General features: G+C 69.6%; 27 protein-coding genes and 1 pseudogene. 16 read left to right on the forward strand and 12 right to left on the reverse strand.

Annotated features, from left to right (window positions below; genetic code table 11):
- Positions 1-37: 37 nt before the first annotated feature.
- Positions 38-475 (forward strand): group III truncated hemoglobin, encoded by a 438-nt coding sequence (locus U0R18_RS09310; protein WP_526367896.1) that lies wholly within the window; start codon positions 38-40, stop codon positions 473-475.
- A gap of 26 nt (positions 476-501) precedes the next feature.
- Here U0R18_RS09310 and U0R18_RS09315 read toward each other — a convergent pair whose 3' ends face one another.
- The 7 genes and pseudogenes from U0R18_RS09315 to U0R18_RS09345 all read right to left on the reverse strand — a co-directional run bounded on the left by U0R18_RS09315 (position 502) and on the right by U0R18_RS09345 (position 7,852).
- Positions 502-1,248: a nuclear transport factor 2 family protein gene (locus tag U0R18_RS09315; RefSeq protein ID WP_526367897.1), complete on the reverse strand. Its 747-nt coding sequence runs from the start codon at positions 1,246-1,248 to the stop codon at positions 502-504.
- A gap of 66 nt (positions 1,249-1,314) precedes the next feature.
- A complete protein-coding gene (locus U0R18_RS09320) occupies positions 1,315-2,256 on the reverse strand; it encodes an oxygenase MpaB family protein (protein ID WP_526367898.1) in 942 nt (313 codons plus the stop codon).
- A 33-nt stretch (positions 2,257-2,289) separates the two neighbouring features.
- Complete coding sequence (locus U0R18_RS09325) at positions 2,290-2,919, reverse strand: TetR/AcrR family transcriptional regulator (RefSeq protein WP_526367899.1); 630 nt, start codon at positions 2,917-2,919, stop codon at positions 2,290-2,292.
- The gene (locus tag U0R18_RS09330; RefSeq protein ID WP_526367900.1) at positions 2,916-4,127 is read right to left on the reverse strand and encodes a sulfotransferase; all 1,212 of its coding nucleotides are present in this window, start codon (positions 4,125-4,127) and stop codon (positions 2,916-2,918) included. Before U0R18_RS09330 ends, U0R18_RS09325 begins: the two co-directional genes overlap by 4 nt.
- Positions 4,124-5,185 carry a DUF1214 domain-containing protein gene (locus U0R18_RS09335; RefSeq protein ID WP_526367901.1) on the reverse strand — a complete coding sequence of 354 codons (1,062 nt, stop codon included), beginning with the start codon at positions 5,183-5,185 and terminating at the stop codon, positions 4,124-4,126. Before U0R18_RS09335 ends, U0R18_RS09330 begins: the two co-directional genes overlap by 4 nt.
- 113 nt (positions 5,186-5,298) lie before the next feature.
- Positions 5,299-7,322: pseudogene (locus U0R18_RS09340) on the reverse strand (oxidoreductase).
- On the reverse strand, positions 7,319-7,852 hold the full coding sequence (locus U0R18_RS09345; protein WP_526367902.1) for a PadR family transcriptional regulator: 534 nt from the start codon (positions 7,850-7,852) through the stop codon (positions 7,319-7,321). The pseudogene U0R18_RS09340 and the gene U0R18_RS09345 overlap by 4 nt, the downstream one beginning before the upstream one ends.
- 306 nt (positions 7,853-8,158) lie before the next feature.
- On the opposite strand from U0R18_RS09345, the gene fdxA reads away from it, so the two are divergent.
- Genes fdxA through U0R18_RS09365 form a run of 4 tightly spaced genes read left to right on the forward strand, consistent with a single transcriptional unit; the run spans position 8,159 to position 12,226 of the window.
- Positions 8,159-8,482, forward strand: a complete 324-nt coding sequence (gene fdxA, locus U0R18_RS09350; RefSeq protein WP_526367903.1) for a ferredoxin — start codon at positions 8,159-8,161, stop codon at positions 8,480-8,482.
- An 8-nt stretch (positions 8,483-8,490) separates the two neighbouring features.
- Positions 8,491-9,591 (forward strand): succinyldiaminopimelate transaminase, encoded by a 1,101-nt coding sequence (gene dapC, locus U0R18_RS09355; protein WP_526367904.1) that lies wholly within the window; start codon positions 8,491-8,493, stop codon positions 9,589-9,591.
- Between the two features lie 45 nt (positions 9,592-9,636).
- A complete protein-coding gene (gene pruA / locus U0R18_RS09360; RefSeq protein WP_526367905.1) occupies positions 9,637-11,265 on the forward strand; it encodes an L-glutamate gamma-semialdehyde dehydrogenase in 1,629 nt (542 codons plus the stop codon).
- Positions 11,266-11,269: 4 nt separating this feature from the next.
- On the forward strand, positions 11,270-12,226 hold the full coding sequence (locus tag U0R18_RS09365; protein WP_526367906.1) for a proline dehydrogenase family protein: 957 nt from the start codon (positions 11,270-11,272) through the stop codon (positions 12,224-12,226).
- Positions 12,227-12,235: 9 nt separating this feature from the next.
- On the opposite strand, the gene U0R18_RS09370 is transcribed toward U0R18_RS09365, so the two are convergent.
- Together U0R18_RS09370 and U0R18_RS09375 are read right to left on the reverse strand one after the other, a co-directional pair.
- Positions 12,236-12,742 carry an Rv2253 family sensor-like surface protein gene (locus tag U0R18_RS09370; RefSeq protein ID WP_526367907.1) on the reverse strand — a complete coding sequence of 169 codons (507 nt, stop codon included), beginning with the start codon at positions 12,740-12,742 and terminating at the stop codon, positions 12,236-12,238.
- Between the two features lie 132 nt (positions 12,743-12,874).
- Positions 12,875-13,414 carry an NUDIX domain-containing protein gene (locus tag U0R18_RS09375; RefSeq protein ID WP_526367908.1) on the reverse strand — a complete coding sequence of 180 codons (540 nt, stop codon included), beginning with the start codon at positions 13,412-13,414 and terminating at the stop codon, positions 12,875-12,877.
- A gap of 21 nt (positions 13,415-13,435) precedes the next feature.
- Between U0R18_RS09375 and U0R18_RS09380 the strand changes: the two genes are divergently transcribed.
- Both U0R18_RS09380 and U0R18_RS09385 read left to right on the forward strand, forming a co-directional pair.
- Positions 13,436-14,833: an AMP-binding protein gene (locus tag U0R18_RS09380; protein ID WP_526367909.1), complete on the forward strand. Its 1,398-nt coding sequence runs from the start codon at positions 13,436-13,438 to the stop codon at positions 14,831-14,833.
- Positions 14,824-15,171: a VOC family protein gene (locus U0R18_RS09385; RefSeq protein ID WP_526367910.1), complete on the forward strand. Its 348-nt coding sequence runs from the start codon at positions 14,824-14,826 to the stop codon at positions 15,169-15,171. Before U0R18_RS09380 ends, U0R18_RS09385 begins: the two co-directional genes overlap by 10 nt.
- A gap of 83 nt (positions 15,172-15,254) precedes the next feature.
- Here U0R18_RS09385 and bluB read toward each other — a convergent pair whose 3' ends face one another.
- Complete coding sequence (gene bluB / locus U0R18_RS09390) at positions 15,255-15,902, reverse strand: 5,6-dimethylbenzimidazole synthase (protein WP_526367911.1); 648 nt, start codon at positions 15,900-15,902, stop codon at positions 15,255-15,257.
- Between the two features lie 82 nt (positions 15,903-15,984).
- Positions 15,985-16,929, reverse strand: coding sequence for a 2,3,4,5-tetrahydropyridine-2,6-dicarboxylate N-succinyltransferase (gene dapD, locus U0R18_RS09395; RefSeq protein ID WP_526367912.1), 945 nt, complete (start codon positions 16,927-16,929; stop codon positions 15,985-15,987).
- Positions 16,930-17,060: 131 nt separating this feature from the next.
- Here dapD and dapE point away from each other — a divergent pair, with 131 nt between their 5' ends.
- From dapE to U0R18_RS09435, 8 genes are all read left to right on the forward strand, one after another.
- Positions 17,061-18,125: a succinyl-diaminopimelate desuccinylase gene (gene dapE / locus U0R18_RS09400; protein ID WP_526367913.1), complete on the forward strand. Its 1,065-nt coding sequence runs from the start codon at positions 17,061-17,063 to the stop codon at positions 18,123-18,125.
- 9 nt (positions 18,126-18,134) lie between these two features.
- On the forward strand, positions 18,135-18,734 hold the full coding sequence (gene log, locus U0R18_RS09405; protein ID WP_526367914.1) for a cytokinin riboside 5'-monophosphate phosphoribohydrolase: 600 nt from the start codon (positions 18,135-18,137) through the stop codon (positions 18,732-18,734).
- A gap of 10 nt (positions 18,735-18,744) precedes the next feature.
- Complete coding sequence (gene fadD6, locus U0R18_RS09410; protein WP_526367915.1) at positions 18,745-20,529, forward strand: long-chain-acyl-CoA synthetase FadD6; 1,785 nt, start codon at positions 18,745-18,747, stop codon at positions 20,527-20,529.
- 150 nt (positions 20,530-20,679) lie between these two features.
- Entirely contained in the window at positions 20,680-21,504 is an 825-nt protein-coding gene (gene folP / locus U0R18_RS09415; protein ID WP_526368276.1) for a dihydropteroate synthase, read from the forward strand.
- Positions 21,501-22,448, forward strand: coding sequence for a glucosyl-3-phosphoglycerate synthase (locus U0R18_RS09420; RefSeq protein WP_526367916.1), 948 nt, complete (start codon positions 21,501-21,503; stop codon positions 22,446-22,448). Before folP ends, U0R18_RS09420 begins: the two co-directional genes overlap by 4 nt.
- Positions 22,449-22,504: 56 nt before the next feature.
- Complete coding sequence (locus U0R18_RS09425) at positions 22,505-22,810, forward strand: DivIVA domain-containing protein (protein WP_526367917.1); 306 nt, start codon at positions 22,505-22,507, stop codon at positions 22,808-22,810.
- Complete coding sequence (locus tag U0R18_RS09430) at positions 22,801-23,388, forward strand: DNA-3-methyladenine glycosylase I (protein WP_526368277.1); 588 nt, start codon at positions 22,801-22,803, stop codon at positions 23,386-23,388. The genes U0R18_RS09425 and U0R18_RS09430 overlap by 10 nt, the downstream gene beginning before the upstream one ends.
- 103 nt (positions 23,389-23,491) lie before the next feature.
- Positions 23,492-23,659: a DUF3117 domain-containing protein gene (locus U0R18_RS09435; RefSeq protein WP_005059648.1), complete on the forward strand. Its 168-nt coding sequence runs from the start codon at positions 23,492-23,494 to the stop codon at positions 23,657-23,659.
- 28 nt (positions 23,660-23,687) lie between these two features.
- Here U0R18_RS09435 and glgA read toward each other — a convergent pair whose 3' ends face one another.
- Positions 23,688-24,860 carry a glycogen synthase gene (gene glgA, locus U0R18_RS09440; protein WP_526367918.1) on the reverse strand — a complete coding sequence of 391 codons (1,173 nt, stop codon included), beginning with the start codon at positions 24,858-24,860 and terminating at the stop codon, positions 23,688-23,690.
- 136 nt (positions 24,861-24,996) lie between these two features.
- On the opposite strand from glgA, the gene glgC reads away from it, so the two are divergent.
- Entirely contained in the window at positions 24,997-26,211 is a 1,215-nt protein-coding gene (glgC, locus tag U0R18_RS09445) for a glucose-1-phosphate adenylyltransferase (RefSeq protein WP_526367919.1), read from the forward strand.
- Positions 26,212-26,237 lie beyond the last annotated feature (26 nt).

Below are 26,237 nucleotides of genomic sequence, written 5' to 3' on the forward strand. Positions count from 1 at the left end.
CCCCGCCCCCGGTTGGGTGGATGAAGGGAGCGAATCCATGGACACGACGCTGACGCGGTCCGAGATTCCGACGCGTGACCTGGCCGACCGCGACGATGTGTACGCGTTGCTGACCGCCTTCTACGGCCGGGCCCTGGTGGACGACCTGCTGACCGATGCGTTCAGCGACATCCGGGAGAAGGGCCTCGAGTCCCACCTGCCGGTGATGTGTGATTTCTGGGAGACGATGCTGTTCCGCGCCAAGCTGTATCGGGGTAGCGCGCTGGCACCGCACCAACACGTCCATGCCGAACACCCGCTGACCCACCGGCACTTCATCCGCTGGCTGACGCTGTGGATCGACACCGTCGACGCCATGTACCGCGGTCCGATCGCCGACCAGGCCAAGATCCTGGGTCGCCGGACCGCCTGGGCCATGCACCGCCAGCTGACCGGTGGTGACGTACCGGAACTCGATGCGTTCGTAGGGCGCTGAACCCCGGCGTTGCCAGTGACCGAGTGTCAGCCGCCGCGGACCCGCCGCCACGTGTTCTGCACGGCGGCAGGGAACTTCGTGGCCGCGAACAGCGCATGGAACACCGGGCTGGTGTCCTTGGGCAGCACTCCGCCGCGCTGCAATCCGTCCAGGATGTCGTAGAGCGTCTCGCCCTCTTCCATCAGACCGTCGGCGTTGAAGTGGTAGCGGTCGACGGCGGGCACCTGGATGAACCGCCCGTTGCCGTAGACCCGGGGTGCGCTCTCGTCGTACGGGTAGAGCCGCAACGGGCCGGTCCAGTGCCCGCTGCCGATGTAGCGGATCACGGTGCGCACCTTGCCCTCTGGCGTCACGTCCAGGTAGACCTGATCGGGCAGCGGGTCATAGCGCCAGTCGGGGATGGCGTCGAAGAACGCGAAGTTGTAGGTCACGAATTCGTCGATGCCGACGATGGTCCGGCCGAACGTGGTGACATCGGTGTAGCGGACATCGGGTGCGTAGAGCTCGTCGTTGATGTCCATGTCGCGGACCAGGAAGCTCCACCAGTACTTCTTGGCCCACGTCATGACCCAGGACAGGTCGGTGCCGAAGTGCTTGCTGTAGTGCGCGAGCTTCTCCTCGAAGTCGACGAACCACTGCTTGGTCATCGCCTGCAGTTCGGGTTCCTGGAGTACCCGGATCGGCTCGGCCCGGTTGGACTTCAGGTGGGTCGGGACGTGTCCGCGCAGCCGGGGCTGGGCCAGGGCGTGCTGGAACTTATCCTCGTCGAACACATCGTCTCCTTCGGTCTGTTATGAATCACGTTGCAGGACAACGAAATATGGCTGGCTATCCCGGCGTCAGAGCCCCGGCCCGCGGGTGAGCGCACGTGCCCGTGCGATGCCGTCGGCGTCGTCGCGGCCGAGGAACCAGCGCACCGCCGCACCGCCGATCCGATCGTTTCCCAGCAGGGCGAACGCGGGCATGCTGACCAGGAGGGCCAGCCGCAGGGCCGGATCGGCGAACGGCGGTAGGCGGTGCAGTCGGCGGGACGGACCGGGGAGCGCGGCGATGGCCAGCAGTGCGGAGCCCATCAGGACGGCGTCGCCCAGGGTGGCCACGAGGTCGTCGCGCCCGGCGGGCCGCAGCAGGCTGGCGGCGGTCCGCAGCTGGGCGGCGAACCAGCCGGGCTGGAAGGCGAACTTGGGCGCGATCGAGCGGTAATAACCGTCGATCTGCACCGCGCTCGTTGGAACGCGTTCGTGCGGCACTCCCATGAGCACCGCCAGTTCGGCCATCTCGGCGAAATAGGCGTCGCGGTCGGCGGCGGGCAGCCGCCGGGGCAACCGGCCGTCGAAGGCGAAGGTCTCATACGCCCGCAGCCCGGCGTGCGCGATGGTCACCGCGGCGAACAGCATCGCGTCGGGATCGACTGCGCGGTAGGCGCTGCCGTCGGGTGCGACGCCGGACATCGGCCGGTGATAGTGCGCCAGCCGTTCGGCGCATTCGAGGGCAGAGCGCTTGTCCCCGAACAGGATCGGCAGGGGAACGCCGACGGTGCGGCGCAGCCGGTCGTGGAAGTGGCCGCCCTTGGCCGTCGGCAGGCGCCAGCCCCGCTGGCGGCGCGGGTTGGTGGGGAACAACGGGTCGTGCCCGAGCAGGACGGCCTGGAAGTCCTTGTGCGGAACCTCGAGCAGATTGGTCACCTGGGCGATCATCAGCGTGGTCGCCGGCGCGGTGAGCACACGCCAGGCCACGGAATCCGGCCCGAAGAAGCCGTCCGTCCACGCATCGCCCGTCACGGGAAACGAGTGTTTCCTATACGTTGACGGGTGTCAAGCGAGGGACAGGATAGCCAGGGTGGTGTCGGTGCAGTACGTAACCAGGGCGTCCCGCGAAATTCCGGAACCGCCGGCGAGCCACTCGGCGAAGGCCGCCGCCAGCCCGCCCGAGATCACCGTCGCCTCCAGCTGCCGCCGAACGGCCGGGCGGCGGTCGTTGCCGTCGACGACCAGTGACCTGATGGTTCCGGCGAAGGCCGGCAGCGTGACGGCCGCGTGGGTGCGCAGCACGTCGTTACCCAGTGCCTCGCGGAAGATGAGGCGGCCGGCGTCCGGTCGTGCCTCGAGGTGCTCGGCGGCCGCCTCGAAGGTCACCCGCAGCCGGGCGCCGACCGGCTCCCGCGACCACTCCGGATCCTTCTGCACCGCCGTCGATATCGCGTGCTGCAGGGCGCGAACGGCCTGATCGTAGGCAGCCAGCAGGAGCGCGTCGGTGTCCGGGAAGCTCTCGTAGAAGTGCCGGGGTCCGATGTTGGCCGCGCGGCACACGGCCCGTACCGACAATGCCGCCCCGCTGTCCCGGCCGACAATCTCGCGGCACGCCAGCAGCAGGCGCTCCCGCCGCTCGCCGGCCCGGTCGTCCGAAGACGTTCCACGCCAGAGGCTTTCGCTGCCCGACGTCACGGTGAGTCCATGAGGAAGGCGAACCGCTCGTGGATCTCGCCCGGTTCGATCCCGAAATCGGCCGGTTGGTAGCGATGCACTCCGTGGGCGTCGCGGGGATGCGCGGCGTGATAGGCCGCGACGAACGCCTCGACCGGCGCCGCCGGCGCGAGTCCCGCGGCGTCGTACACCCGGCCCACCACATCCGCCGGGTGCGCCACCAGGTCGTCGTAGTCGACGTCGACGAACGTGGCATGCTCCGCCGAGGTCGACGCGCGCACCGCGGCGGCCCGCCGGAACCACATCTCGCTCTGATCGACCAGTTGCCGGCCGACCTCCACGGGGTCGACGTCGTCGCTGTAGGTGGCCCGGTACACCGCGAACAGGCTCGCGCCGGAGGCCAGCGTGGGCACGATGTCCCGATGGATCTGCACGACGACCACGCCGGGGAAGGCCGCGATCAGATGGTCCAGTTCGGCCGTGTGGGCGGGCGCCTTGAGGACGAAGCGCCGCGGGTCACGGACCGAAAGCAGTTGCAGCGCTTCGCGGTAGCGTCGATACGACGCACCCAGGTCCTGACCGGCCAGCCAGCTCGCATAGGACGGCAGCCGCATCATGGACGTGAAACCCCAATTGCGCAGATCGGTGCCCATCGCCAGGACGCATTCCTCCGGCAGATCCGGTCCCGACGGGTGCACATGGGCCATTTCGGGATTGAGGGTGTGCAGCAGTTCCGTCGCCGCCGCGCTCGTGGTCCGTGTGCGCGCCGGCGGGCCGTCGGCGAACACCCAAGGGGATACGAGCTCGGCGGGCAGGGGTGCGTGCAACCGGGGGTCCGTGCCGAGGAGCCGGAACAGGAAGGTGGTACCGGTACGCCAGCCGCCGATGATCACGATCGGTGGCTCCAGCGGAGTCGCGGCCACCGTCGGATGGTCACGCCGACAGGTGGCGATCGCGGCGCCGGCAATCAGCCGGCCGACCGCGGACTGCGCCGCCATCCGCGTTCCCACCGCGTTGAGGCGGGCCTCCTGCGCCGCGGAGTCGAGGAATTCGGCAAGGCCGGCCCGCCAGCCGTCGGCGAAAAGCTCGGCAGAGAACCGCTTTTCGGCGCGCTCGACGACGCTGTCCACGTCGAGCGAGTAGCGGTCCGGCCGCTGGGTGCGGTCCTGCTCGGCCGCCGCGTAGATCTGCTCGGCGACGGCGCTACGCGCGGGCGGTTGCCAGGTCACTGTGACTCGCCGAGCGGGATCACCCGGACCTCCGGGAGCGCCGGGTCGGTCTCGGACTGCAGGAATCGCATGACGAACAGTCCGAACCCGCGGCCCTCGGTGTCGAGCCAGTCGTAGCCCGGCAGCCCCGGGTCGCGGCCGGCGAGCGCGAAGCGGTACCGGCCGTCGACGATGGTGCTGCTGGCGGCCGTCCGCGACACGATCCGATTGCGGTGGTCCAGCGAGTTCAGGAACCGGCTGTACAACAGGATGTTCCAGTGTCGGCAGTCGACCAGGTCGCCCTCGATCAGCAGGGCTTCGTGTTCGCCGAGTCGCCAGGCGCCGCGCAGGTAGTGGATGTCCGGTTCGGTGAATGCCGCCCCGCCCGCCATCGCTGCCCAGTGCCGGACGCTGTTCGGCGCCGCGGCGTCCTCGGCCACGGCGAACCGGAAGGCGTCGGGCAGCCGCGAGAGGAATTTGCCCAGCCGGGCCAGATCGCCGGTGAACCGCGCATCGTCGGGTGCCGGGGGTCCGCCCGGTTCGTCGATCGGGTCGATCCGGCACCAGCCCGCCCGATCGAGCCGGATGTCGTTGTGCAGGTGCCGGATCCACAACGAACGTGCTCCGGCGGGCAGGTCCAGGTCGGCGCCGTGCGGGGCCAGGGTCAACGTGAATCCGCCGTCGGCGTCGAGGGTCAGGTCGTCGGTGTCGACGCGCGCCACGGCGGCCGCGTCGGCCACGCCGGTGCCCGAGTAGACGGTGACCGACTGGAACGCCGAGTCGCCCACGTTGCCCGTGATGAGGTAGCGCCGGTCGTCGCGAATGTCGGTGATCCAGTACCGGCAATCGGGGTTGTCCATGAAGAACTTCTCACGCCACCCGTTGAACGGGACGAATTCCGGTCGCTCGGTGTCGGTTTCGAGTCTGCCCAGCTGATTGTTCAGTGCCCGCAGCAGCGCCCGGAATCCATCGGTGCGTTCGGGAGCGTCCAGGTGGGCGGTGGCCTCTGCCAGCTTCCGGCCGGCGTCACGCAGCCCGTCCGCCAGGGCGTTCCACGCGTCGTCGGCGGAGGCGGTCACGGGAAACGAGTGTTGTCGATGGGTGGGGCGGTGTCAACGGACCCGTGAGGGTGCGCAAAGGTCCGCCGAGCTGCGGCGTGCCGCGGACCGACACGCACACTCGCCGGGGAACGCTACAGCCGCGCGGCCAACTCGGTGCCCTGCCGGATGGCCCGCTTGGCGTCCAGTTCGGCGGCCACGGCGGCGCCGCCGATGACATGCGGCGTGACGCCCAGGCCCGGCAGCTCGTCGGCCAGGTCGCGCACCGACTCCTGGCCCGCACAGATCACCACGTTGTCGACGGCCAGCAGTCGCGGTCGCTTGCGGTCCGGTCCGAAACTGATGTGCAGGCCGGCATCGTCGATCCGCTCATAGTTGACCCCCGAGAGTTGTTCCACCCCTTTAGCTTTCAGTGAGGCCCGGTGCACCCACCCGGTGGTCTTGCCCAGCCGTCTGCCCTGCGGGCCCTTGGTGCGCTGCAGCAGGTACACCTCGCGAGCGGGTGGGGCAGGGATCGGCCGCACCAGGGCGCCGCGGGCCTCCTGCGGATCGGCGACACCCCATTCGGCCTTCCAGTCCTTCAGGTTCAGCGTCGGTGACTCGTCGGTGACGAGTAGTTCGCTGACGTCGAAACCGATTCCGCCGGCACCGATCACGGCGACCCGGCGGCCCACCGGCTTGGCGCCGTAGATGGCCTCCGGATAGGTCAAGACCATCGGGTGGTCGATGCCGGGGATGTCCGGTAGTCGCGGGGCGACACCGGTGGCCAGCACCACGTCGTCGAAGCCCGCCAGATCGGCGGCCGCGGCGCGGACACCGAGGCGTTGCGTCACACCGTATTTCGACAGCATCGTGGCGTAGTAGCGCAGGGTCTCGGCGAACTCCTCCTTACCGGGAATTCGCCGGGCCATGTCGAACTGGCCGCCGAGGTGGGTGTTCGCGTCGAACAATGTCACGTGGTGGCCCCGCTGGGCGGCGCTGACGGCCGCGGACAGTCCGGCCGGTCCGGCGCCGACGACGGCCACCGAGCGAGCGCGGCGGGTGGGCCCGAGCACCAGGGTGGTTTCGTGGCCGGCGCGCGGATTGAGCAGACACGACACGGTCTTGTGCACGAATGCGTGGTCCAGGCAGGCCTGATTGCAGGCGATGCAGGTGTTGATCTCGTCGTCGGCGCCCGCAGCCGCCTTGGCCACCCAGTCCGGGTCGGCCAGCAATGGCCGGGCCATCGATACCAGGCGAACGGACGTCTCGGCCAGGATCTGTTCTGCGGTCTGCGGCATGTTGATCCGGTTCGACGCGACCACCGGGATATCGACGACGTCGGCCACCGCATTGCTGATGTCGACGAACGCCGCACGGGGCACCGAGGTCACGATGGTCGGCACCCTGGCCTCGTGCCAGCCGATGCCCGAATTGATGAGCGTCGCGCCGGCCGCCTCGACCTCGATCGCCAGCGCGACGATCTCCTCCCAGCTCTGGCCGCCGTCGACGTAGTCGGCCATCGACATCCGGTAGTCGATGATGAAGTCCGGCCCGAGCGCGGCGCGGGTGCGCCGGACGATCTCCACGGGCATCCGGCGGCGCTTGGCCGGGGTGCCGCCCCACTCGTCGGTGCGCGTGTTGGTCCGGGGCGCGAGGAACTGATTGAGCAGATAGCCTTCGCTGCCCATGATCTCTACGCCGTCATAGCCGGCCTCGCGGGCCAGCAGCGCACAGTTCACGAAGTCGTCGATGGTCTGTTCCACCCCCCGCGACGAGAGCCTGCGCGGCCGAAAAGGGTTGATGGGAGCCTTGATCGACGATGCGCTGACCGACAGCGGATGGTAGGCGTACCGCCCGGCATGCAGGATCTCAGCAGGATCTTGCCGCCCTCGTCGTGCACGGCCGAGGTGATCCGCCGGTGCCGGCGCGCCTCCGCGGATGTCAGCAGTTGCGCGGCGAACGGCAGCAGCCAGCCGGTGCGGTTGGGCGCGTACCCACCGGTGATGATCAGGCCGACGCCGCCGCGGGCCCGCTCGGCGAAGTACTCGGCCAACCGGCCGGTGTCCCGCGCACGGTCCTCCAGCCCGGTGTGCATCGAGCCCATCACCACCCGGTTGCGCAGGGTGGTAGAACCAAGATCCAACGGGGACAACAGGTTCGGGTACGTTTCGGTCATCGTTGGTCTCCCACTGCGCTGAGTACTTCGTCGAGCCATTCCACCGCGCCCCGTTCGGTCCGGATGCCGCCGCGCAGCACCAGGTGCTGATGCAGTGCGGCACCGGTGAGGGCTGCGGGGTCGGGAAACTGTTGCTTCTCCATATCGCGGTAGGCGTCGAGACGCCCGGCGTGCTGGGCGCGCACGGAGACGAGCTGATCGCGCAGCGCGGCCACGTCGTCGGGCCCGGCGCCGCGGAGTTTCACTGCGACGTCGCGCAAGTCGCGGTCGGCGGGATCGGCGATCCAACGGGACAGTTCGGCGCGGCCGGCCGGGGACACGGTGTAGACCTTCTTGTCCGGACGGCCCTGCTGGACCACCGCTGTCGCGCTGACCCAGCCGTCGCCCTCCATGGCGCGCAGGGTCCGGTAGATCTGCTGGTGCGTGGCGGTCCAGAAGTAGCCGATCGACCGGTCGAACCGGCGGGCCAGTTCGTAGCCCGAACCGGACTGCTCGGACAGTGCGACCAGGATCGCGTGGGTCAGAGCCATTCCGGCACCCTATGTGGTACCGCCGGTATTATGCAACATGTTGCACTGCAATGATGTGCACAGGCAGCGTGACCGGCGGTGAGTGTCCGCATTTGTACGAGGACAGCGGCGTGGCGGCGGCCAAACACGGGCGCTCGCCGGTTAGGCCGGAAATGAATGAAACGTCTAGTATCAGGTACTGGCCGCCCGGTTCGTCCGGGCGGCAAACCATAGGGCACACTTGCACACACGTCCGGTTACAGCCCCTCCGGACGCGCAGCCCATACGAACTGAAAACGCAGCAGCCCGCCTGATGAGGAGAGTTCTGTGACATACGTGATCGCTCAACCGTGCGTCGACGTCAAGGACAAGGCATGCATCGAGGAATGCCCCGTCGACTGCATCTACGAGGGCGCACGGATGCTCTACATCCACCCCGACGAATGCGTTGACTGTGGCGCGTGCGAACCCGTCTGCCCGGTCGAGGCGATCTTCTACGAGGACGACGTCCCGGACCAGTGGAGCAGCTTCACGCAGAACAACGCCGATTTCTTCGAGGAGCTGGGCTCCCCGGGCGGTGCCTCCAAGGTGGGCCAGACCGACAATGACCCGCAGGCCGTGAAGGATCTGCCCCCAGCGGGCGAGGACTGAGCCACGGCATGTCCCGGCGGGTTGTTTCGGCCACTTTGCCAAAGTTCCCCTGGGATACCCTCGCCGACGTGACCGCGCTGGCGCGCGCACATCCGGACGGCATCGTCGACCTGTCGGTCGGCACCCCCGTAGATGAGGTGGCCCCGGTGGTCCGCGCCGCGCTGACCGCCGCCGCGCCGGCGCCCGGCTACCCCGCCACCGCCGGCACCGCCGACCTGCGCCGGGCCATGATCGATGCCCTCGGGCGCCGCTATGGCGTCACCGGTCTGACCGAGGCCGCCGTGCTCCCGGTGATCGGCACCAAGGAGTTGATCGCCTGGCTGCCCACACTGCTCGGGCTGGGTGGCGAAGACCTGGTGGTCGTGCCCGAACTGGCGTACCCGACCTACGACGTCGGCGCCCGGCTGGCCGGGACGCGGGTGGTGGCCGCCGATTCCCTGACCCAGCTGGGTCCGCAGCGGCCGGCGCTGGTGTACGTCAACTCACCGGCCAACCCCACCGGCCGCATTCTCGGCGTCGAACATCTGCGCAAGGTCGTGACCTGGGCCCGCGAGCGCGACGTCGTCGTGGCCTCCGACGAGTGCTATCTCGGGCTGGCCTGGGAGGGCGAGCCGGTGTCGGTGCTGCATCCCTCCGTGTGCGACGGTGACCACACGGGACTGCTTGCGGTGCACTCACTTTCGAAGACCTCGTCGCTGGCCGGGTACCGTGCGGGGTTCGTCGCCGGGGACGCCGCCCTGGTCGGTGAACTGCTGGCGGTGCGCAAACACGCCGGCATGATGGTGCCCACGCCCATCCAGTCGGCCATGGTCGCCGCGCTCGACGACGACGCCCATGAGCGGGAACAGCGCGAGCGCTATGCCCGCCGGCGCGCCCAACTGCTGCCCGCCGTGCAGCGCGCCGGGTTCACCATCGAGCATTCCGAGGCCGGGCTGTACCTGTGGGCCACCCGTGGCGAACCGTGTCGCGACACCGTCGCCTGGTTCGCCGAGCGCGGGATCCTGGTGGCGCCCGGTGAGTTCTACGGCGCCCGCGGCGCCCGGCACGTGCGCATCGCGCTGACCGCCACCGACGAGCGCATCGCCGCCGCGGTCGCCCGGCTGGCCTGACCTGAATACGGGTCCCCGCGCATCCTCAGCTGGCATTCTGGAGCCATGGACGCCATCACCGATGTCCCGTCGCCCACGAACGAACCCGTGCATGAATACGCGCGCCGCTCGCAGGAACGCAAACGCCTGAAGGCGGCCCTCAGGTCGCTGGCCGCGGAGCCGATCGACCTGCCGCACGTCATCGGCGGCCGCCACGTCATGGGTGCCGGCGCGCGCGTCGACGTGGTCCAGCCGCACAACCACCGCGCGGTTCTCGGCACATTGACCAACGGCGAACACGCCGAGGCCACTGCGGCGGTCGAGGCCGCGACGGCCGCCAAGGACGCCTGGGCGGCCACGCCGTTCGACGAACGGGCGGCGGTGATCCTGCGTGCCGCCGACCTGCTGGCCGGACCGTGGCGGGAGAAGCTGGCCGCCGCGACCATGCTCGGCCAGTCGAAGACCGCCTACCAGGCCGAGATCGACTGTCCGTGCGAGCTGGTCGACTTCTGGCGGTTCAATGTCGAGTTCGCCCGGCAGATCCTGGCCGAGCAGCCGATCAGCTCCGCGGGCGTGTGGAACCGCACGGACCACCGTCCGCTGGAGGGCTTCGTCTACGCGATCACGCCGTTCAACTTCACCGCCATCGCCGGGAACCTGCCGACCGCACCCGCCCTGATGGGCAACACCGTGATCTGGAAGCCGTCGCCGACCCAGACGTTCGCGGCATACCTCACCATGCAGTTGCTCGAGGCCGCCGGCCTGCCGCCGGGGGTGATCAACCTGGTCACCGGTGACGGCTTGGCCGTCTCCGAGGTGGTGCTGGCCGACCCGCGGCTGGCCGGCATCCACTTCACCGGATCGACGGCCACCTTCCAGCACCTGTGGCGTGAGGTCGGCAGCAACATTGATCGGTACCACACCTATCCGCGCCTGGTGGGCGAGACCGGCGGCAAGGATTTCGTCGTCGGGCACACCTCGGCGAACCCGGATGTGTTGCGTACCGCGCTGATTCGCGGAGCGTTCGACTACCAGGGCCAGAAATGTTCGGCCGCCTCCCGGGCGTTCGTGCCGAAGTCGGTGTGGGAGCGCATGGGCGACGACTTCCTGGACGCCACCGGCAAACTGACCTACGGCGATGTGACCGATCTGTCCAACTACGGCGGCGCGGTGATCGACCAGCGGTCATTCGCCAAGAACGTCAAGGCCATCGAAAGAGCAAAGAGCGCCGCTGCCGTCGACGTGGCCGTCGGCGGCGAATACGACGACAGCGAAGGCTATTTCGTCCGCCCCACGGTGCTGCTCTCCGACGACCCGACCGACGAGGCGTTCCGCGACGAGTACTTCGGTCCGATCCTGGCGGTGCACGTCTTTCCCGACGACTCCTTCGACGACATCCTGGGCGTCGTGGACCGCGGATCCGCGTACGCGCTGACCGGTGCGGTGATCGCCGACGATCGCGCGGCGGTGCTGAAGACCTCCGAGCGGCTGCGCAACACGGCCGGCAACTTCTACGTCAACGACAAGCCGACCGGCGCGGTGGTGGGCCAGCAGCCGTTCGGCGGGGCGCGCGCCTCGGGGACCAACGACAAGGCCGGGTCCGCGTTGAACCTGCTGCGCTGGACCTCGGCCCGGTCGATCAAGGAAACCTTCGTGCCACCCACGAACCATCTCTACCCGCACATGGGGGACTGACGGCGTGGGCCTGTTCCAGCGGGTGGCCCGGCCGGCGATCCTGGCCGCCAGCCGTTCGCAGGTCATCCGCCGCGCGGCCGAAGGGCTTCCGCTGACCCGGTCGGTGGTGCGCCGCTTCGTGCCCGGTGAATCGGTCGACGATGCACTCGATTCGGTTGCGGTGCTGCGTGATTCCGGCCGGTTCGTGTCCATCGACCACCTCGGCGAGGACGTCACCGACCGGGCCGACGCCGACGCCACCGTACGGGCGTACCTCGAGCTGCTGGGCCGGCTGGGGGAGCGCGGCGAACCATCCGCGACGCCCCGCCCCCTCGAGGTCTCCCTCAAGCTCTCGGCGCTGGGCCAGGCGCTGCCCCGCGACGGCGCGAAGATCGCGCTCGACAACGCGCGCGCCATCTGCACCCGGGCCGCCGAGGCCGGGGTCTGGGTCACCGTCGACGCCGAGGATCACACCACCACCGATTCGACCTTGTCCATCGTGCGGGAGCTGCGCACCGAATTCGACTGGCTCGGAACGGTTCTGCAGGCATACCTGCGACGTACCGAGGGCGACTGCCGGGAGTTCGCGGCCGCCGGGGCGCGAATCCGGTTGTGCAAGGGCGCCTACGACGAACCGGAGTCCGTCGCCCACCGTGACCCGGCCGCCGTCACCGCCAACTACCTGAGCTGCCTGCGGGTGTTGATGGCCGGCTCCGGCTACCCGATGGTGGCCTCCCACGACCCGGTCATCATCGCCGCCGTCCCCGGAATGGCCGCCCGGACCGGGCGCACCGTCGACGGCTTCGAGTACCAGATGCTGTACGGGATCCGAGATCCCGAGCAGCGGCGGTTGGCCCAGGAGGGCAGCCACGTGCGGGTCTACGTGCCCTACGGTTCACAGTGGTACGGGTACTTCGTGCGCCGGCTGGCCGAGCGGCCGGCAAACCTGACGTTCTTCCTGCGCGCTCTCGCCGAGCGGTAGAGTGCGCTGCTAGGCCGGGAACGCGGCGACGGGTATGACCACGTTGCCGCGGCATGCGCCGGAGGCGATATCGGTGCTCCACATGCCGCGCAGCGAGCCGTCGGGCTGCGGGGTGAAGTACGTGAAGGACTCTGCGGGGCTCCACTGCGATTGGCCGGCGCCGCCGGCGGGACACTGCCACACCCAGTCATAGGCGATCTTCCACTGTTGGCCGTCCCAGCTGTAGCTCAACGGATTCGGGACGGTCGGGTTGGCCGACGCCGGACCGATCGCGGTCGCGACACACCGGCCGCCGGCGCAGCTGGTGGTCACGGTGTACACCGCGCTGGCATCCGGTTCGGGCAGCCGGGCGGCCGGGCTGGTGCCGCCCTTCTGGGAGGCGTAGGTCACCATCAGGTACCTGCCGGACCAGCCGCTGGGTGCGGCGTGGGCCGGGCCGGCCGTCGCAGCGCCCAGACCCACCAGCAGAGCCGAGAACACCGCGGCGCCGGTTGCGCGCCGTCGTGTTGCCGTCATCGTATTCCCCTGTGGTGGTGAGCTTCTCCACCACGGTATCGACGCCATGCCAGTCCAACGGCGGGCGCGCGGGCGATCGGTGCACATCGTTATGAACCCGAGGCCGGCCGTTGCCGGACAGTGCCTTCGGCGTTACCGGCCGGTGTGCAGACGCAGCAGGGTCCATGCCGCGATGGACTGCGCATCGGTGATCTCCCCGCTGCGCATCATCTCCTCGATGCGGTCCCCGGTGAACCAGTCGAACCGCATGTCCTGCTCCTCGTGCTCGCGCTGCGCCGCGCCCTCGGAGATCCCGGTGGCCAGGAACACATGGCCGCGCTGGCTGCTCATCCCGGCAGCCACGTCCAACATGCCCAGCCGGGTCAGGTCGGCGGCCCGCAGCCCGGTCTCCTCGCGCAACTCCCGGGCCGCCAGGACGGCCGGTTCCAGCTCGGTCAGCCCGACGGTGCCCTGCGGGAACTCCCATCGGCGCAACCCCAGCGGGTAGCGGAACTGCTCGACGAGCCCGTAGCGGCCGTCCGCGGCATGCGCGATCACCAGGGCGTAGTGGGGCTTGTCGATCACCCCGTAGAGACCGGGGCTGCCGTCGGGCCGGCGGATCGCGTCCTCGCGCACGGTCATCCAATTGTTGGCGTAGACCTGGCGGCTGGAGACTGTCTCGATGTGGGCCACCCGGCCAGTATCGTCGGCGGCATGCTGTTGAGCTCGCTCCGGTCCGCCGATTCCGCCGATATCGCCGACGCCGTCCGCATCGACGGGACCGTGCTATCCCGCAGCGATCTGCTCGGCGCGGCCACCGCGGTCGCCGAACGCGTCGCCGGTCCCGGCCGCGTCGCGGTGCTCGCCCGGCCCACCGCGGCGACGGTGCTCGCCGTGACCGGCTGCCTGATCGCCGGCGTCCCCTTCGTGCCGGTGCCCGCCGACGTCGGCGCCGCCGAACGTGCGCACATCCTGTCCGATTCGGGTGCCCGGGCCTGGCTGGGAGATGCGCCCGACGATCTGGCGGGCCTGCCGCACATCCCGGTCCGCCTGCACGCGCGGTCCTGGCACAGCTACGCCGAACCGGCGCCCGACGCGCCCGCCTACGTCATGTACACCTCCGGCACCACGGGCGCCCCCAAGGGCGTACAGACCAGCCGGCGCGCCGTCGCCGCCGATATCGACGCGCTCGCGACGGCCTGGCAGTGGAACGCCGGCGACACCCTGGTGCACGGTCTGCCGCTGTTCCATGTGCACGGTCTGGTGCTCGGGCTACTGGGATCGCTGCGTATCGGAAATCGCTTCGTGCACACCGGAAAACCCACACCGGAGGCCTATGCGGCGGCGGCCGGGACGCTCTACTTCGGGGTGCCGACCGTGTGGTCGCGAGTGGTCGCCGACCCGGAGTCGGCGCGGGCGCTGCGGGGCGCACGGCTGCTGGTGTCGGGCAGTGCCCCGCTGCCGGTCCCGGTGTTCGACGGCCTGGTCGCGCTGACCGGCCATGCGCCCGTCGAGCGGTACGGCAGCACCGAGTCACTGATCACACTGAGCACGCTGGGCGACGGTGAACGCCGGCCCGGCTGGGTGGGTCTGCCGCTGGCCGGGGTTCGGACCCGGTTGGTGGACGAGGCCGGCGCCGACGTGCCGCACGACGGGGAAACCATTGGGCGCCTTCAGGTTCGGGGTCCCATGATGTTCGACGGCTATCTGAACCGGGCGGCGGCCACCGCCGAGGTGCTCGGTGCGGACGGCTGGTATCACACCGGCGACGTGGCGGTGCTCGACGGCGACGGGATGCACCGCATCGTCGGTCGGGAATCGGTCGACCTGATCAAGTCCGGGGGATACCGGGTGGGGGCCGGCGAGGTCGAGACCGCGCTGCTGGGCCACCCCGGGGTCGCGGAGGTGGCGGTGGTGGGGCTGCCCGATGACGACCTGGGTCAGAAGATCGTCGCCTTCGTGGTCGGTGAAGCCTCGCCGCAGGCGCTGATCGACTATGTGTCGGAACAGCTTTCGGCTCACAAACGGCCCCGCGAGGTACGGATCGTCGACGCGCTTCCCCGCAATGCGATGGGCAAGGTGCTCAAGAAGGAGTTGCTCACATGGTCCTGAGATTCAGTGAACTGTGCATCGACGCCGCCGACATCCATGGGCTGGGGCAGTGGTGGTCGACGGTGCTGGGCTGGCCGGCCGAGACCACCGATGACGGCGACGTCGCGCTGCGGGCGCCGGCGGGTGCGGGGCCCGATTGGCTCTTCCTGGCGGTGCCCGAGGGCAAGACGGTCAAGAACCGCCTGCACATCGATCTGACACCGGACGATCAGCCGGCCGAGGTCGAGCGCGTGCTCGCCCTGGGAGCCCGCCGGGTCGACATCGGTCAGGGTGATCAGTCCTGGGTGGTGCTGGCCGACCCCGAGGGCAACGAATTCTGCATCCTCGCACCGGAGTAGGTCACCCTCAGGTCATTCGCGAGCGTGCGTGTCGGTCCGCGACGCGCCGCGGGCGAGCGAACTTTTCTGCACGTTCGCCGGAATCAGCGCCAGCCGTTCTCGAACACGAACTCCGACAACGGCCGGGCGGTGGCCCAGTGGTCGATCTCGAGCTGCGGGCGATCCGGGAATTCCGGCACCTCACCCAGACACAGCACGGCGATGGGCTCGGCGCCGTCGGGGATGCCCAGCAGCGCGGCCAGTTCGGCGGGATCGAAGATCGAAACCCAGCCCACTCCAATGCCTTCCGCGCGGGCGACCAGCCAGACGTTCTGCACCGCACAGGCCGCCGACGCCAGATCCATGTAGGGCATCGTGCGGCGGCCGAACACATGCTGTTCGCGGCCCTCGCCCAGGGCCACCACCAGGAGTTCGGCGCAATCCAGGATGCCCTCGACCTTCAGGGCCAGGAACTCGTCCTCCCGCTGCCCCAGGGCGGTCGCGGTGCGCTGGCGCTCCTCGTCCACCAGGGCGTGGATCCGCTTGCGCAGCAACGTATCGGTGATCCGCATGAAGCGCCACGGCTGCATCAGGCCGACGCTCGGGGCGGCGTGGGCGGCGCGCAGGATGCGGGCCAGCACGTCGTGGTCGATGGTGGTGCCCGGGACGAACCGGCGCATGTCTCGGCGTTCGAAGATGGCGCGGTAGACCGCCCGCCGCTCGGTGTCGCTGAACGCGTGTTCGGGACTCACGAGCCCTCCGGTTCGACGAAATGGCGCTTGCTTCTCGTAGTTTCCCGCCCAAAGGTGCGTTTCGGCGGGGGGTGACGTCGGGTCAGTTGCTGTGCAGGGCGTCGTTGAGCGTGATGCCGTGGCCGTCGCGGCCGACCACCTCGACGGCGCCCGAGGTCGAATTGCGGCGGAACAGCAGGTTGTTCGCGCCCGACAGCTCGCGGGCCTTGATGGTCCGGCCGTCGGCGGTGCTGACCTTGGTACCGGCCGTCACGTACAGGCCCGCCTCGACCACGCAGTCGTCGCCGAGCGAGATGCCCAGCCCGGAGTTGGCCCCCAGCAGGCAGCGTTTGCCCAGCGAGATCACCTCACTGCCGCCGCCGGACAGCGTGCCCATGATCGAGGCGCCGCCACCGATGTCGGAACCGTCGTCGACCACCACACCGGCCGAGATCCGGCCCTCCACCATCGACGTGCCCAGCGTGCCCGCGTTGAAGTTGACGAACCCCTCGTGCATGACGGTGGTTCCGGCGGCCAGGTGCGCGCCCAGCCGGACCCGGTCGGCGTCGGCGACCCGCACGCCGGCGGGCAGCACGTAGTCGACCATCCGGGGGAACTTGTCGACGCCGTAGACCGTCACCGGTCCGCGCTTGCGCAACCGCGCCCGCACCGACTCGAACCCGTCCACCGCGCACGGCCCGTGATTGGTCCACACCACGTTGGTCAGCAGGCCGAAGAAGCCCTCGGTGTTCAGCCCGTGCGGGGCGACCAGCCGGTGCGACAGCAGATGCAGCCGCAGCCAGACGTCGTGGGCGTCGGCGGCGGGCGCCGCCAGATCGGTGATCGTCGTCTGCAGCACCACCGTCTCGGTGCCACGGTCGTGATCCGAACCGACCAGCGCCAGTAGGTCGGCCGGTGCCTCGGCGGGGGTCAGCCGCTGGTTGCCCGGCGGGTCGAAGTCACCCAACTCCGGCGCCGGGAACCAGGTGTCCAGCACCGTCCCGTCGGCCGTCAGCGTCGCCAGTCCGATTCCGGAAGCTCCAGTCACGGTGCCCGAGAATACCGGGCGCCCACCGAGCCCGGGCGTCCGCGTTTGTACACCGGAGACCGGCGTGCCCCGCACAGACACGGCCGCTCGCGGATGGGGAGGCAGCCGAGCGGGGGCGATACCGTGGACACATGCTGGATCTCCACGGCGACCCCGTCGCGCTGACCGCCGCACTGGTGGACATCCCCAGCGAGTCGCGCGACGAGTCGCGCATCGCCGACGAGGTGGAAGCCGCGCTGCGCGAACAGGCCCCGGGCTTCCAGATCATCCGCAACGGGAACGCCGTGCTGGCCCGCACGGACCACGGCCGGCCCAGCCGCGTGCTGCTGGCCGGTCACCTCGACACCGTCCCGGCCGCCGGCAACCTGCCCAGCCGCCGCGTCGGCGCCAACCTGTACGGCTGCGGCACCTCCGACATGAAGTCGGGCGACGCCGTCTTCCTGCACCTGGCCGCCACCGTCGCCGAGCCGGCCCACGACCTGACGCTGGTGTTCTACGACTGCGAGGAGATCGAGGCCGCCGCCAACGGCCTGGGCCGCATCGAACGTGACCTGCCCGACTGGCTGACCGCCGACGTCGCCGTGCTCGGCGAACCTACCGGTGCGCTCATCGAGGCCGGCTGCCAGGGCACCCTGCGAGTGCTGATCAGCGCGACCGGGACTCGCGCGCATTCGGCGCGAGCATGGTTGGGCGACAACGCGATTCACAATCTGGCTCCGGTGCTGGACCGCCTGTCGGCCTATCGTGCCCGCGAGGTGGACATCGACGGCTGCGTCTACCGGGAGGGTCTGTCGGCGGTGAAGATCGACGGCGGGGTGGCCGGCAACGTCATCCCGGACGCGGCGGCGGTGACGGTGAACTTCCGGTTCGCGCCGGACCGGTCGCCGCAGCAGGCACTCGCCCATGTGCAGGAGGTGTTCGAGGGCCTGTCCGTCACCATCGCCCAGACCGACGCCGCGGCCGGTGCCCTGCCCGGGCTGGGCCAACCCGCGGCCGCTCGGCTGGTGGCCGCGGCCGGCGGCCGGGTGCGGGCCAAGTACGGCTGGACCGACGTGTCTCGCTTTGCCGCACTTGGTATTCCGGCGCTCAACTACGGTCCGGGCGATCCGAACCTGGCGCATACCGTCGACGAACACGTCGAGGTGGCGGCCATCACCGCCGTCACCGACACGCTGCGGGCCTACCTCACCGCCTAGGGTGGGCCGATGTCCTCCGAAATGCCCGAATTCGCCGTGTGTGTGTACTGCGCGTCGGGCCCGACGCACCCCGGGCTGCTGGCGCTGGCCGAGCGACTGGGGGTGGCCGTCGCCGATCGCGGCTGGACGCTGGTGTCCGGCGGCGGCAATGTCTCGGCCATGGGCGCCGTCGCGCACGGTGCCCGTTCACGCGGCGGCCGGACCGTCGGCGTCATCCCGAAAGCCCTGGTGCACCGCGAACTTGCCGACGTCGATGCCGATGAGCTGATCGTCACCGACACCATGCGGCAGCGCAAACAGGTCATGGAGGACCGCGCCGACGCGTTCGTCGCGCTGCCCGGCGGGATCGGCACCCTCGAGGAACTGTTCGAGACGTGGACGGCCGGCTACCTGGGCATGCACGAGAAACCGGTGGTCCTGCTGGATCCCGACGGGCACTACGACGGCCTGCTGGCATGGCTCGACGGCCTGCGCGACGGCGGGTACGTCGCGCAGGGCGCGCTGGACCGGCTGCTGACCGTCCGTGACGTCGACGCCGCGCTGGACCTGTGTGCGCCGGCACCGGACACCAGTGACGCCTCTGGTACCAGCGGTACCGCCCACCGTTAGGCTGGCGCGCATGCCAGCGACCGAATCCCGCTCCGCAGTCGGCCTCCTCGACATCGTGGGCCAGCTCCCCGGCGTTCTGGTGGACGCCCCGCAGATCGTCCGCGCGGTGTCCACCGGCATGTTCGCCCGTCCGACGTCGAAGACCTCGATCGGCAAGGTGTTCCAGGAGCGGGCCGAGAAATACGCCGACCGGGTGTTCCTCCGCTTCGGCGACCAGAAGATCACCTACGCGCAGGCCAACGCCACCGCGAATCGGTACGCGTCGGTGCTGGCCGACCGCGGCGTCGGCCGCGGTGACGTCGTCGGGATCATGCTGCGCAACTCGCCGAATGCGGTGCTGATGATGCTCGCCACCGTCAAGTGCGGTGCGGTGGCCGGGATGCTCAACTACCACCAGCGCGGCGACGTCCTGGCGCACAGCATCGGGCTGCTGAAGGCCACGACGATCGTCGCCGAAGCCGATCTGGTCGAGCACATCGCAGAGAGCGGCGCCGAGGTGGCGCCCGGGGTGCTGCTCACGGTCGCCGAACTCGAGCAGTTGGCCGAGTCGGCGCCGACCGCCAACCCGGCGTCGGCCTCGGAGGTGCAGGCCAAGGACACCGCGTTCTACATCTTCACGTCGGGCACCACCGGGCATCCCAAGGCCAGCGTCATGACGCACCTGCGCTGGCTCAAGGCGCTGGCCGGGTTCGGTGGCCTGGGCCTGCGGCTGCGCGCCGACGACACCCTGTATTCCTGCCTGCCGCTCTATCACAACAACGCGCTCACGGTCGCGGTGTCCTCGGTGCTCAGCGCCGGCGCCACCCTGGCGCTGGGGGAGAAGTTCTCCGCGTCGAAGTTCTGGGATGACGTAATTCGTTACGATGCAACAGCTTTCATCTACATCGGGGAGCTGTGCCGCTACCTCCTCAACCAGCCCGCCAAGCCCACCGACCGGGCGCACCGGATCCGGCTGATCGCCGGCAACGGACTGCGGCCCGAGATCTGGGACGAGTTCGTCACGCGGTTCGGCATCAAGCGGGTCTGCGAGTTCTACGCCGCCAGCGAGGGCAACGCCGCCTTCATCAACATCTTCAACATCCCCCGCAGCACGGGGATCAGCCCGATGCCGGCGCTGGCCTACGTCGAGTACGACACCGAGACCGGCGAACCAAAGCGTGATGAGGCCGGCCGCGTGCGCAAGGTGCCCGCGGGTGAACCCGGACTGCTGATCAGTCCCGTCAACCGGCTCTCGCCGTTCGACGGCTACACCGATCCGAAGGCCAGCGAGAAGAAGCTCATCCGCAACGCCTTCAAGGACGGCGACGTCTGGTTCAACACCGGCGACGTGATGCGGCCCCAGGGCCTGGGGCACGCCGCGTTCGGGGACCGCCTGGGCGACACCTTCCGGTGGAAGGGCGAGAACGTCGCCACCACCGAGGTGGAGGCTGCGCTGGCCGCCGACCCGCAGGTCGAGGAGAGCACCGTCTTCGGCGTGGAGATCCCCGACACCGGGGGCCGGGCGGGGATGGCCGCGGTCAAGGTGCGCGATGGCGCTGACTTCGACGGCATCGAACTGGCCGAGACGCTCTATGACCGGCTGCCCAGCTACGCCATCCCGCTGTTCATCCGCATCGTCGACCACCTCGAGGCGACCAGTACGTTCAAGAGCCGCAAGGTCGACCTGCGCGACGAGGCCTACGGCGACCACGTCGAGGATCCGCTGTTCGTGCTGGCGGGCCGCCGCGAGGGCTACGTGCCCTATCACGACGCCTACCCCGGCCAGGTCGCCGCGGGCGACGCCCCCAAGGGATAGGCCGAGTGGGCACCCTTATGCATTTGAGGCCCTTCGGATTGCATAAGAGTGCACGCTCGCGCCCGGGGGATGGCCGATTAGCCTGAACCCGTGCAGCGCGATCGATCTAGTTTCCTCGGCAAACCGGTCGCCGGTGACCGTGCGCTGATCATGGCGATCGTCAACCGCACTCCGGATTCGTTCTACGACCGCGGCGCGACGTTCACCGACGAGGCCGCCAAGGAGGCGGTGCACCGGGTGATCGCCGAGGGCGCCGACGTCGTCGACATCGGTGGCGTCAAAGCGGGTCCGGGCGGTTCGGTCGGTCCGGATGAGGAGACCGCCCGCGTGGTCCCGTTCATCGAATGGCTGCGGGCCGAATACCCCGAGCAGCTGATCAGCGTCGACACCTGGCGGGCCGGCGTGGCGAAGCTGGCCTGCGCGGCCGGTGCCGATCTGATCAACGACACCTGGGCGGGCGCCGATCCGGGCCTGCCGGCGGTGGCCGCGGAATTCGGCGCGGGCCTGGTGTGCTCGCACACCGGCGGCGCGACCCCGCGCACGCGGCCGTTCCGGGTGAACTACGGCACCACCACGCGCGGGGTGGTCGACGCGGTCGTGGCCGATGTGCGCGCGGCCGCCGAGCGGGCCGTGTCCGAGGGCGTGGCCCGGGACGCGATCCTGATCGACCCGACCCACGATTTCGGCAAGAACACTTATCACAGCCTTAGTTTGTTGCGGCACGTAAAAGATCTTGTTAACACCGGATGGCCGGTCCTGATGGCCCTGAGCAACAAGGATTTCGTCGGGGAGACTCTGGGTGTGGAGCTGACCGAACGACTGGAGGGAACTCTGGCGGCCACCGCGCTGGCGGCGGCCGACGGGGCCAGGATGTTCCGCGTCCATGAGGTCGCCCCCACTCGGCGCGTGCTGGAGATGGTCGCGTCGATCCAGGGAACGCGTCCGCCGACGCGCACGGTGAGGGGACTGGCATGACGACCGCACCCGATCTCGGGATCAACTGCCCGCCGACCACGGAGACCTGGCTGGCCGACCACAGCTGGAACCGGCCCACCTGGACCATCGAACAACTGCAGCGCGCCAAGGCCGGGCGGACAGTCTCCGTGGTGCTGCCCGCGCTCAACGAGGAAGAGACCGTCGCCTCGGTGATCGGCACGATCAGCCCGATGCTGGGCGGTCTGGTGGACGAACTGGTGGTGCTCGACTCGGGCTCCACCGACGAGACGGAGATCCGCGCCATCGCCGCGGGCGCCAAGGTCGTCAGCCGCGAACAGGCGCTGCCCGAGCTGCCGCCCAATCCCGGGAAGGGCGAGGTGCTGTGGCGGTCGCTGGCCGCCACCACCGGCGACGTGGTGGTGTTCATCGACTCCGACCTGATCGACCCCGACCCCATGTTCGTGCCGCGCCTGGTCGGACCGCTGCTCACCCGGACCGGCATCCACCTGGTCAAGGGCTTCTACCGGCGGCCGCTGAAGGTCGGCACCGGCGAGGACGCCAACGGTGGCGGCCGGGTGACCGAACTGGTGGCGCGGCCACTGCTGGCGGCGCTGCGGCCCGAACTCGGCGGTGTTCTGCAGCCCCTCGGCGGTGAATACGCGGCCACCCGCGATCTGCTGACGTCGGTGCCGTTCGCGCCCGGCTACGGCGTGGAGATCGGCCTGCTGATCGATACCTATGACCGCCTCGGCCTGGACGCCATCGCCCAGGTCAACCTCGGGATCCGGGCGCATCGCAACCGTCCGCTGACCGAGCTGGGGGCCATGAGCCGGCAGGTGATCGCCACGCTGCTGAGCCGCTGCGGGGTTCCCGACTCCGGCGTGGGCCTGACCCAGTTCACGGCCGACGGCGGTGACACGTTCACCGCGCGCACCACCAACGTGTCGCTGGCGGACCGGCCCCCGATGAACACGTTGCGCTAGCCGGTCCCGGCGGTCATCGTCGGACTCTGTCGGCACCATCAGGCAGGATCGACGGGGTGACCCTGATACTGCTCTATCTGGTCGTGCTGATTCTGGTTGCGGTGGTGCTGTTCGCCGTGGCCAGCGTGGTCTTCGGACGCGGTGAACAGCTGCCTCCGCTGCCCCGCGGCACCACCGCCACCACGCTGCCGGCCCACGACATCACCGGCGCCGACATCGAAGCGGTCAAGTTCACCCAGGCGCTGCGCGGCTATCACACCGGTGAGGTCGACTGGGTGCTCGACCGACTCATCGGGGAGATCGAATCGCTGCGTGGCGAGTTGGCCACGCTGCGGACGCATGCCGGCGAGCAATCGCGGTGAGTCACGTCGATCAGCGGATCCGCTGTGACTGGGTGCCGGTCGGTGCCGGCGCGGACGACATCATGTACCGCGCCTACCACGACACCGAGTGGGGCCAACCGCTGCACGGCCGGACCGCACTGTTCGAGCGGATGACCCTGGAGGCCTTCCAGAGCGGCCTGTCGTGGCTGATCATCCTGCGCAAGCGGGACAACTTCCGGCACGCGTTCGACCAGTTCGACATCGAGAAGATCGCGCGCTACGGCGAGGACGACGTGGCCCGGCTGATGGCCGATGCCGGCATCGTCCGCAACCGGGCGAAGATCGACGCCACCATCGCCAACGCCCGGGTGGCCGCCGATCTCGACGACGACCTCGACGAACTGCTGTGGTCGTTCGCCCCGCCGGCCAGGCCGCGGCCGGCCGCCATCGCCGACGTCGCGGCGGTCACCCCGGAGTCCACGGCGATGGCGCGCGAACTCAAACGCCGCGGATTCCGATTCGTCGGCCCCACCACGGCCTACGCGTTGATGCAGGCCACCGGGATGGTCGACGACCACGTCGCGAACTGCTGGGTTCCGGCCGCTCCGGGCTGCTAGCGCGCGGGTCTCTGCACACGCAGGTGGCGCGATAGGGAAGAATGGTCGGGGTTCGAACAGAAATGAACGACGCAGACCGGCTCACACGCGGAGGGAGCACTCGATGGCGGCGATGAAGCCCCGAACCGGCGACGGTCCTTTGGAGGCAACAAAGGAGGGGCGCGGCATCGTGATGCGGGTTCCGTTGGAGGGCGGTGGCCGCCTCGTGGTCGAGCTGACGCCGGACGAGGCCGCCGCACTGGGCGATGAGCTCAAGAACGTCACGAGCTGAAGTACGTCGCGCGAACCTGACCTGACCGTTACGCGGTGACCGCGCGGTAGATCTCCAGCGTCTGCTCGGCGATGTGGGCCCAGGAGAACTCGTCGATGCAGCGCTGCCGGCCCGCCCGGCCGTAGGCCTGGGCCCGGGCCGGATCGGCCACCAGAGTGTTGACCGCGTCGGCCAGCCCGGCCTCGAATGTTGCGGTGTCGCCGCTGTCGTAGTGCACCAGGGTCCCGGTGCGTCCGTCGTCGACCACCTCGGGTATCCCGCCGACATCGGACGCCACCACTGCCGTCGCGCAGGCCATCGCCTCCAGGTTCACGATCCCGAGCGGCTCGTACACCGACGGGCATACGAAAACGGTTGCTGCAGTGAGGATTTCGCGGATCTTCGAACCGTCGAGCATCTCCTGCACCCAGAACACCCCGCTGCGGGCCTGCGACAGTTGCTCGACCGCGGCGCCGACCTCGGCGGCGATCTCCGGGGTGTCTGGCGCGCCCGCGCACAGCACCAGCTGGACGTCCGGGTCGAACCGGTGGGCCGCCGCCACCAGATGCGCGACCCCTTTCTGGCGGGTGATGCGGCCGACGAACGCCACGATCGGGCGACCGGGATCCACGCCGAGCCGGGTCAGTACCGAATCGCCCGGATCCGCAGTCACGGGGTGCCACACCCCGGTGTCGATCCCGTTCTTGACGACGTGCACGCGGGCGGGATCCAGCGCGGGGTACACCCGCAGCACATCCGCGCGCATGCCGGCGCTGACGGCGATCACCGCATCGGCCGCCTCGACGGCCGTGCGCTCCACCCAGGACGAGATGCGATAACCCCCGCCGAGCTGTTCGGCCTTCCACGGCCGCAGCGGCTCGAGCGAGTGCGCGGTCAGGACATGCGGGACGCCGTACAGCAGGGCCGCGAGGTGACCGGCCATCCCGGTGTACCAGGTGTGCGAGTGCACCACGTCGGCGCCGGCGGCCGCGTTGGCCATCCCCAGGTCCGCCGACAGCGTCGACAACGCCGCGTTGGCGTCGGCCAGCGCGGGATCGGGCCGGTGCACGTGAACGTCGGCCTGATCGGGTCGCGGCGCTCCCATGCAGTGCACGTCCACGGCGCACAGCCGGCGCAGCTGGGCGACGAGTTCGGTGACGTGTACGCCTGCACCGCCGTACACCTCGGGCGGATACTCCCGTGTCATCATCGCCACCCGCATACCGACCGACGGTAGTGCCAGCGGCGGGCCCCCGCAGGGATTGCGGGGTGTGAAACCGGCCCCAATCCCGGGGGGAATTCTGAAAACCGCGTCATTGCGCTGGCCACCTCTGGCGGGTGTCGATAGGTTTGTCCCCATGAGGGAAGCGCCACACGTGCTGGGCATCGTCCTCGCCGGCGGGGAGGGCAAGCGGCTGTATCCCCTGACGGCGGATCGGGCCAAGCCGGCCGTTCCGTTCGGCGGCAGCTACCGGCTCATCGATTTCGTGTTGTCGAACCTCGTCAATGCGCGCTATCTGCGCATCTGTGTTCTCACGCAATACAAGTCGCACTCCCTGGACCGGCACATCTCGCAGAACTGGCGGCTGTCCGGGCTGGCCGGCGAGTACATCACGCCGGTCCCCGCGCAGCAGCGGCTGGGGCCGCGGTGGTACACCGGGTCGGCCGACGCCATCTACCAATCGATGAACCTCATCTACGACGAGGACCCCGACTACATCGTGATCTTCGGTGCCGATCACGTGTACCGGATGGATCCCGAGCAGATGGTGCAGCAGCACATCGAAAGTGGCGCCGGCGCAACGGTGGCCGGCATCCGCGTGCCGCGCGCGGAGGCGACGGCGTTCGGCTGCATCGACGCCGACGAGTCGGGCCGGATCCGCAGCTTCATCGAGAAGCCGGCGGACCCGCCCGGCACACCCGATGACCCGAACCAGACGTTCGTGTCGATGGGCAACTACGTGTTCACCACCAAGGTCCTGATCGACACCATCAAGGCCGACGCCGACGACGACCACTCCGATCACGACATGGGCGGCGATATCATCCCGCAGCTCGTCGCCGACGGGATGGCCTCGGTGTACGACTTCAACAACAACCAGGTTCCCGGCGCCACCGAACGCGACCACGGATATTGGCGTGACGTCGGCACGCTCGACGCGTTCTACGACGCGCACATGGATCTGGTGTCGGTGCACCCGGTGTTCAATCTGTACAACCGGCGCTGGCCGATCCGCGGCGGCACCGAGAACCTGGCGCCCGCCAAGTTCGTCAACGGCGGCTCGGCGCAGGAGTCCGTCGTTGGGGCGGGCAGCATCATCTCGGCGGCGTCGGTGCGCAATTCGGTGTTGTCCTCCAACGTCGCGATCGACGACGGGGCGATCGTCGAGGGCAGCGTGTTGATGCCCGGGGTCCGGGTGGGCCGCGGCGCGGTGGTGCGCCGCGCGATCCTGGACAAGAACGTCGTCATCGGGCCGGGCGAGATGGTGGGTGTCGACGTGGAGAAGGACCGGGAGAAGTTCTCGGTCAGCGCCGGTGGCGTGGTCGCCGTCGGCAAGGGCGTCTGGATCTAGCGCCGCACTTCCGGCCGCTCGCCCTC

Origin of the sequence: Mycobacterium sp. (assembly GCF_046330795.1) — a bacterium.
GTDB lineage: Bacteria > Actinomycetota > Actinomycetes > Mycobacteriales > Mycobacteriaceae > Mycobacterium.